Below are 8,359 nucleotides of genomic sequence, written 5' to 3' on the forward strand. Positions count from 1 at the left end.
CTAATAACAATCTAACCTTTTTTTTGTCAATGAAAAATATTTTTTATCGCAGAAGAATCCTTTTTTTAGCTATTATACCGATAATATCAGAGTTTTGTAGACATTGGATGAATGAAAAAAATAGCTCTTATTTATTCGGATACATATAACTATGTTAAAGTCTTATTGCGTGGAGAGATAAACACAATTTATGCGATGTATAACAATAAGTTTTGCTGTAGCAGTTTAAGAAATTAGATTTTCGATCAATAATTTCCACCTCAGGGAATTTGATCACTTTTCTATGACATCTTCGTTAACAATAAACCATTGTTGATCAATATATTGCCAGAGGATATGCTTACTCACGGAATCAGTATTTAATTCGGTTGTGTGTTCTTCAACACCTTGGATTAGCAGATAATTATTCTGATAGATGATCTTCATATCTTTAATAATAATGTCATTAAGTCTGTTTTCCCGCATTTTGTCTCTACTGTGAATTGTCCACCTGCCGATATCCATTTTTAAAGTAGATGAGTAAAATGTCGGATGGTAAAAATCCAAATACCGGAAGATATCCTGTCCCTTTTGAGATGAAATCCAATCATTGATTCTCTGTTTTATCTGATCTTTTTTTCTTATAAGATCAGTCTCACTCTTCCATTCGATTTTATCAACAATAAAGACTGGATTTTGCCCCGGGTTGAGATATTTTGTAAGAAAAGTCAGATCTTCATTTTTCAGACGGATACAACCTTCAGAATCAAAGTTGATAAAATCGTTTCTATCGGTACCATGAATCCAGATCCCACCACCGGTTTTCACAAGGATTTTATCTATTTCATTTGGATAATTGAGGATAAAAGCACCTGTCCCAAACTTATCTTCCAGAGTGTGTTGTTGACGAAATTGAATAATCTGATAAAATCCTTCGGGGGTTCTTAGATCCCATTCACTTCTTTTAGCGCCTTTTTGTTTTCCAGAAGAAATGGGAAACTCTCTGATGATCTGAGACAAGATAGGTTCTTTTGAAAAGGATATTAAATAAGCTTTTTGTGTAGTCAGTTCAGCAATAAATACTGTCCACTCGTTCTGCTCGGCAAGGTAAAGGTTTAAGAATGAATCGGGTATCAAAACCTCATTCTCTGACGCTAGAATCATTACATTACCGAGCAGAATTAAGCAGATCAGGCAAATTCTAAATATATTCACTTATACAGGTTTATTTAAGGAGTAACATTTTCCTTGTGATAGTAGTTTCAGGTGTCGTTAACTTATAAAAGTATATACCTGAACCGACAGCTCTATTTTGACTGTTTATTCCGTTCCAGACAACTGTATGCTCGCCTTCGGGCAATATATCATTGATCAACGTTACAACCTTTTGGCCTTTGATATTATAAACCTCCAAATTTGCCTGCATATCGTTACTTAACGAGAAATCAATTCTTGTTAGCGGATTAAATGGATTAGGATAATTTTGCCGGAGACTAGTGATGTATTCACTGATAGGGATATCAATATCGAGTGTTGTATTATCACCATAATAACCCGTTCTATTAATATTTCCTCGATACATTGTCCAAGGGGTTTTTTGACCTCCCTGATGTTTACTATCTATGACAAAAACACCGTCAGCGGTTGCCACAATAATTTCCCAGTCGCCATCTCCATCAATATCATCAATAGTAGCCGGAGAAGTAATAGTTCGTTTTAAGGGGAAGGGGAAGGAATCGACGTGAGAGCCATCGGAATTGAGTGCATATACATTACCTTGCGAACTATATACGATAAGATTTATTGCATTATCAACGTTTATATCTACAGCTAACGGTGGTTGTAAGATAGTTTCATTTAGATGAACAGGCCAGCCATCTAAATAATCACCGGTTTGTTGGATTATGTGAACAGAACCGTTAAGAGTAGCAAATGCCAGTTCCAGTTCTCCATCGTTATTGAAATCAGCAGCAATAATCTCGGTTGCAATTCGATTTGATAGCTCTAAACCGAAGAGTATATTACCCACAGAAGAAATGAATTTTAGCTCATTGTTAATTGTTCCTACGGCAATTCTCTTGTTATCAAGAACGATCGGGGCTGATACTATCGCCGATCCAAGATCAACCGGAAAATCTGGATGATAAGAACCGTCAGATCGGATGACATAGATATTTCCATCAAGAGCTCCAATAATTATCTCTTTGTAATTGTCATTAGTAATATCAGCAACAGCAATATCAGCAATCGAAGTTTCTGGAAGAGTAACCGGAAATCCCGCTGAAAGATTACCGGAAGAATCAAGAACATATAGTTCCTTATTCATGCCTAAGCTGATTATCTGATTATGACCATCATTATTCAGATCGGCAACTACCGGAGTTAAAATCTGCTGTCCACAATCATCATAAGAAAAAACGAGATCTCCATCTTGGTTAAGTGCCATTATTCTACTATAGCGACTTGATATAACAATTTCCTTATTGCCATCGTTAGTTACATCTCCGATCGCGAAACTACGCCAGATATTTTCCTGATTGTACAAAGGATCTTGGACAGTATTAGCATCTGCATCCAGCAAATTGATATTACCTAAGGCATCAATGATGATCAATTCTTTTAGTCCATCACCTGTAAAATCAGCGAAAAGAGTTGAAGCATTTATTGGATAAGAATAATTCCATGGCCAATGGTTTTGGATCAAGGTCACAGGCATAGGTAGTTGATATGTTCTGGTAAATGTAGCATTACCACTACCCTCTGCTGAAACATCTATGGTCATTTCATAATTATTATAAGGAATATTTATATCAACTTCAATAACAAAAGGATCTGAAGTGTTAAATGCTGAACTACTGTTTGTTATGTTACCGAAATATGCTGTTTCGTTTAAAACATTTATATAGTTACTGTCGAAGCTGATTGTAGCAGTGACATTATTTGCATCAGACCAATTAGGTTTGTTAAACAATTCCAGATAAATATTTACTGTTTCACCCGGATTTACCATACCATCATTATCACCCATAACATCATCGTAAACTACGTCAATTGGTTCAACATAAGGAAAATTTCCGTTAGGATCTTTAACTGCTATTGATGGGTCTCCAAAAAGTATGAGTTGATAGTAGATCCAACGCATTACACCGATAGTCATAGCTTCATTGACCAGCTCTTCTTTGGAATAGTTTAGAGTATGTCCTAATTCGCGGATATTATGATCATAAAGTCCGGAAAAGAAAGTTATATCAAAAGCTTGCGATGCTCCGTTAGTGCTGCCTGGAGAGTACCAACCATAACGAGTGTTACCGATGAAGGCAAACAGACCACCCGATGCGGTTACAAGGTTTTGGCCAACACAACCGGATTCTTGATGAGTTGCTGCATCAAATGCTGCCGGATAGCATCCTTGTGTATAGGCAAATCCATAGTTGGTATTATATAAATTTGCTATGCGAATATTATTGAGACCGAAAACGATGAAGTAGTTTGCATGACCAATATGATTGATGATTCCTAAACCGTTATTTATTGCTGAAACAACACTGTTACTACTAAAAGTACCATCTCTTTCATAGAGAGTATAAAGATGATATTCTGAAGGTATGTAAGGAGCTATCTGATCCTTATAATCTCCACCCCAAGTTGGTATTCCGTCTAAATTCTCGCCCATCATGTAGACAACATCATCACTATAAGTATTATTATCTGCGTAATGGTAACTCTTATGGAAAAAGTTTTGAAATTGAGCATCGGAAAAAGCTGGTATCCTACCGATTGCTACTTCAGCAAACCAGTCTATACCATCATCGATCTCACCGTAGATCCCATTACCATTAGCATCCCAATTACCATCAAGGTTACTATAATAAAGATCTGATGGCATGCCAAAGTCATAATAACTGCCAACATTTCCATACATTCCACGGATAGGAATAATTCTTTCGTCACCCCCAAGTATGACATATTCTAACGGAGTATCCGTCTGGGAGTAGGTCTGATAGGCATCAATAATGAAGTTACGGATTCTTTCTTGATTATCAACACCAGTGTAATTTGCATAAATGGCATTGGTAGTAAAATAGCCGGTTGTTATACCATGGCTTTCTTTCCAATCAACATAGTCAGCGAATAATGTTTCTCTGCTGGCATCTGAAATGATTATCATCTGATAAGGTTCATTAACATTAGGGAGTATAGAGTCAGTGCGGATAAAATCTTTACGATAAGTATTCATTAGTTCCGGATTTACAACCAGACGTGATATCTCATTCTCTATCCTCTCTGTTTTTACTAAAGAGAGATTCTGCTCCGTAGCGATCTCATTGTCATATTCGCTTTTTATACTTATTTGATAACTGTCGAACCATCTTAATTCACTACGAATGGCATTATAACTATAAGGATAAACATTGAGTACCAGAATGTCATGTCCATTTTTACGATGTACTCCGAGTATCTCATATCTGTTAGAAGGATAAAATACATCGGATTCATATATACTCGGATCGGCCAGGGTTTCATCAATCCCGGGTAATGATATCGGTTGTGGATCTCTGGCAAAATCAATGTAAACTCCCTCAACATACTGTTCATAACCGAAGGATACATTCGCAGAGATAAAACGATGCCCTTCAGGAAGTAAAATACGGATATCGTTAAAAGCAATCATTGGTTCACCCGGTATCATCTTTACTGGTAAATTGTTATCAAATTGGTTGCTGCGAAGTAAAGGTCGATCGACTTCGAAATTATAAGACATCGTGGCAAAACTTAAGTAACTCAAGATAGCCACCATCAGTGTTAAAAATAATCGTTTTTTCATCTAAATCTATTCCTCCAAATTAATTTCATATTTTATATCAAGATAATATCGTTTAATATCATGTCAAGAATTAAGTCTGAAATCCTCTATCAATCATTATTTCACGCTTTAACTTCTCCTAAAAGCTTATCAGAAAGCAATTTTTCTAACTCCTTCATCTTTTCTCATCATTTCTGATGAGTTGTCATTATTTTTTTCAAATTTCAAGTACTTACTAATACATAGCAATTTTCACGCCAATAATCTATCTTATATCAATAGGAAGCACACGAGTCGGACATAGCCGACTCGTAGAGTCTTTAATGGTAAACGAGTTTTACAATTTGGGATGATTTTTACTAATTAGATAGATTATTGCTTCAGATTTACATGAGATATCAGGCAATTTAAGAGTAGAAAACATCTTTGAATAAAAAAGCTTGATTAAACTGCTATTATTAAATATATTATCAATGAACAACCAATTTGGTGGATTTGTCAGAAAATGTATGACTAAGGAAAACGAAGACGGGAGGAATTATGCCGAGATGGTCGAAGTATTTAGGAAACAGTGTTAATTTTGCCGTAGAAAAGACCCCGAAGGAGGGTTTTTTAGAGAATTTCTTTGAGACAAGAACATTTGAACCACGAAATGAGCAGGAGCAGAAAGAGTATGATGATTTTTCCTTTATCTCTACTGCTTTATCACTGACGGTCTATGTTTCGTTGGCAGATGAAGAAGTTACCTTAAAAGAAAAGGAACGGATCATTTCGGAGATGATCTTTCAGATCGAGCAACATCCTTATGAATACGCCTGTTTATCAGAGAAATTCGGAAGTAACGACAAAGAGATTGTTAATAGCTTGTTCGAGAAATTTAAGGATGAGATCCTCAGTGAGAATTTTGATCTTGATAATAACATCAGAATTATAAATATGATCTATCAGAATAACCCGTATAAAAAATACTTCTTGCTCAGATTATGTTATATCATCGGCTTTACTGATTCCAAAGATATAAATAGAGAGTTAGAGGTTATAAATCAAATAGCCCATAAATTGCATATACCTGATGTTGAGAGAGATCGAATAAAAAAAGAGGTCATGAAAGAGTACAAATTCGATTAGATACTATCTCAACAGATCTTCCAGAGTTACAGACTTTTCACTTTTAGTGTCACGATATTTTACTATTACCGGACAATATAGAGATATTCCGTTATGCTCTTGTAACATGCGACTACCGGAAATGACTACTGCTTTTTCCGGAATCGCTAAAGGCTTATTGTGCTCAGCAAAGATAAACTCTTTGTTAACTGCATCATAAACTTTAGTAGCAGCAGTAAGTATAACTCCAGCAGCTAAGATAGCTTTTGATTTAATGATAACTCCTTCATAGATTCCGCAGTTGCCACCAATAAAAGCTTCGTCTTCGATTATTACAGGATTGCTACCTATAGGCTCTAATACACCACCAACAATCGCTGCGGCGCTGATATGTACATTCTTACCAACCTGAGCACAACTACCGACCAGACAGTGTGAATCTAACATTGTACCATCATCAACATAAGCACCTACGTTAACATAACTTGGGGGCATCATCGTAACATTTTTACCTATATATGCTCCACTGCGGATTGAGCTTCCTCCGGGGACTATGCGAATGCTTTCTCTTCCTGTTATTTGTCTCTCGGGGTAGGTACTCTTATCCCAGAATATTTTATGTTCGGACCAGGGCATTTCCGTTAACTTACCAAGGCGAAAACCGATCAAGATACCCTTTTTTACCCAAATATTTGTTTGCCAGATACCATCCTTTTTTTCTGCAGCTCTGATAGAGCCCTTCTCTAGTTGATTACGAAACTCTTCAAAAATTGAGATATCTTCTTCAGTAAAAGATTCTTTCTTCTCAAAGAGAATAGAGATCTGTTGTTCTATATTCATTATAATTATTCTCCGTTAGCCTCTTTTTCTATATATATTCATTAATAAAAGAAAATTTTGAGAGAGGTGATCTAGAAGGTCTTTCTTTTTCACTTTCTTGCTGTTTTTCACTTAAATTTGGATCTATTTCAGGATTATGTTTTCCTACTATAATAAGGGTAATAAGCCGCATTTCTTCCGGTATTTTCAGTATTTCTTTGGCTTTATCTTCATCAAAACCGGCAATAGGATGAGCTACTAAACCGAGTTCGGTAGCTTTTAACAATAACAGACCAACAGCCATTCCTGTATCAAAAAGGTAATAGACTCTTTTTTTTACTAAGCAATCAAACTTTCTTTTACTAAATACTCCAATTATCATAGAAGACTTTGTTGCCCATTGATTACCTTTAGATAGAGCTGTGAAGAGCTCTTTGAGCTTTTGACGATCTTGAACAAAAACGAAACGCCATGGTTGGTTGTTAAAACAGGAAGGTGCTAATTGAGCTGCCTTACTTAGTTGTTCAATCGTATCATTACTAATCTCTACAGGGAGTAAAGACCTATAAGCCCGTCTGGTTTCAATACTTTTTTGCAATTCCATACATACCTCCTGATTATACAAGTTAGACTTATGATTATCTTTTTATCTATCTAAGTTATTATTAATGCTAAGGTCAAGAAGAAAAATCTTATAGGTGTTTCTTAATAGTTTTGGTTATTGACTTCATTAGTTTTATCGAAGGGTCGGCTGCTCTCACAAAGAAGCATTCTCCTCAGTTAATTAATTGTTCCCTAATCTAACAATGAAAGCGATTTAGATAATAAAAGTTTACATCTGAGCTCAACAAAATTGCAGGAAGACTTGAACAGCTGATATCCAGAGAAATCAATTGACAAAAAAACTCTTCATCAAAGAAGAATATTCTTTTTCTAAGTAAATTTTATCAAGAAATAATCTTAAGAAGATAAAACTATGAATTATGCTGGAACGGCAGGAGCAACTACAGCGGCATACGAATCTATTGCTAATGCTACAAAAGCATCCGGAGCAATAATAAGTATCAAACCAGAATCCTTTTTGTCTTTGCTTGCTAAGACTGAAAAGCCATTAGTTGTCTATTCTAAACCGGCTTTTTTATCAAAGAACTACAAATATATTACTGCTTACAAAGGACTCATCTTTTTCACTATAAATTACGAGCCATTACATTTGTCTTCGAAAGCTGAAGTCATTGTTGCGAAAAAGATTTGGATACCCAGTTAAGATAACCTACGACAGTTTTTATTTTTTTCTGACAAGAACCGTTGTAATTTTAAATATGCTATAATATCTTAGTCTCCCCGACTCAATATTAAGTGTATAATTTTGAAGCGATTAAGAAAAAAAATAAAAAAATATTGACACTTTAACGGGGGAATATTTTTTGAGCCTTCACACAAGTAGTACGGATTTATTGTGCTATTAAAAGAGAAAAAGTATCAAATAGGTATTTAAAGATACTTTTTATAGTTCTTTATTTGCAGGAGGAAAGATGGCAAAGGAGAAATTTGTTAGGACTAAGCCGCATGTCAATATCGGAACAATCGGTCACGTTGACCATGGTAAGACGACATTGACAGCAGCAATGACATTGTATTTAAGTAAGG

7 protein-coding genes are annotated in these 8,359 nt (G+C 35.4%); 3 read left to right on the forward strand and 4 right to left on the reverse strand.

From position 1 onward, the window contains the following. Positions 1-273 precede the first annotated feature (273 nt). Positions 274-1,143 (reverse strand): L,D-transpeptidase family protein, encoded by an 870-nt coding sequence (locus K0B81_08015; GenBank protein MBW6516541.1) that lies wholly within the window; start codon positions 1,141-1,143, stop codon positions 274-276. 61 nt (positions 1,144-1,204) lie between these two features. After that, complete coding sequence (locus K0B81_08020; GenBank protein ID MBW6516542.1) at positions 1,205-4,804, reverse strand: T9SS type A sorting domain-containing protein; 3,600 nt, start codon at positions 4,802-4,804, stop codon at positions 1,205-1,207. Positions 4,805-5,323: 519 nt separating this feature from the next. On the opposite strand from K0B81_08020, the gene K0B81_08025 reads away from it, so the two are divergent. After that, positions 5,324-5,911, forward strand: a complete 588-nt coding sequence (locus K0B81_08025) for a TerB family tellurite resistance protein (protein ID MBW6516543.1) — start codon at positions 5,324-5,326, stop codon at positions 5,909-5,911. 3 nt (positions 5,912-5,914) lie between these two features. Here the strand turns inward: K0B81_08025 and K0B81_08030 are convergent, their stop codons facing one another. Both K0B81_08030 and K0B81_08035 read right to left on the reverse strand, forming a co-directional pair. After that, the gene (locus K0B81_08030; protein ID MBW6516544.1) at positions 5,915-6,724 is read right to left on the reverse strand and encodes a 2,3,4,5-tetrahydropyridine-2,6-dicarboxylate N-succinyltransferase; all 810 of its coding nucleotides are present in this window, start codon (positions 6,722-6,724) and stop codon (positions 5,915-5,917) included. A 34-nt stretch (positions 6,725-6,758) separates the two neighbouring features. Then, complete coding sequence (locus K0B81_08035) at positions 6,759-7,313, reverse strand: nitroreductase family protein (protein ID MBW6516545.1); 555 nt, start codon at positions 7,311-7,313, stop codon at positions 6,759-6,761. 372 nt (positions 7,314-7,685) lie between these two features. On the opposite strand from K0B81_08035, the gene K0B81_08040 reads away from it, so the two are divergent. Together K0B81_08040 and K0B81_08045 are read left to right on the forward strand one after the other, a co-directional pair. Continuing rightward, positions 7,686-7,976 (forward strand): hypothetical protein, encoded by a 291-nt coding sequence (locus K0B81_08040; GenBank protein ID MBW6516546.1) that lies wholly within the window; start codon positions 7,686-7,688, stop codon positions 7,974-7,976. A gap of 268 nt (positions 7,977-8,244) precedes the next feature. Then, on the forward strand, positions 8,245-8,359 hold a 115-nt coding region (locus tag K0B81_08045), incomplete at its 3' end, for a hypothetical protein (protein MBW6516547.1).

It is taken from the genome of Candidatus Cloacimonadota bacterium (assembly GCA_019429305.1).
Classification (GTDB): domain Bacteria; phylum Cloacimonadota; class Cloacimonadia; order Cloacimonadales; family JAJBBL01; genus JAHYIR01.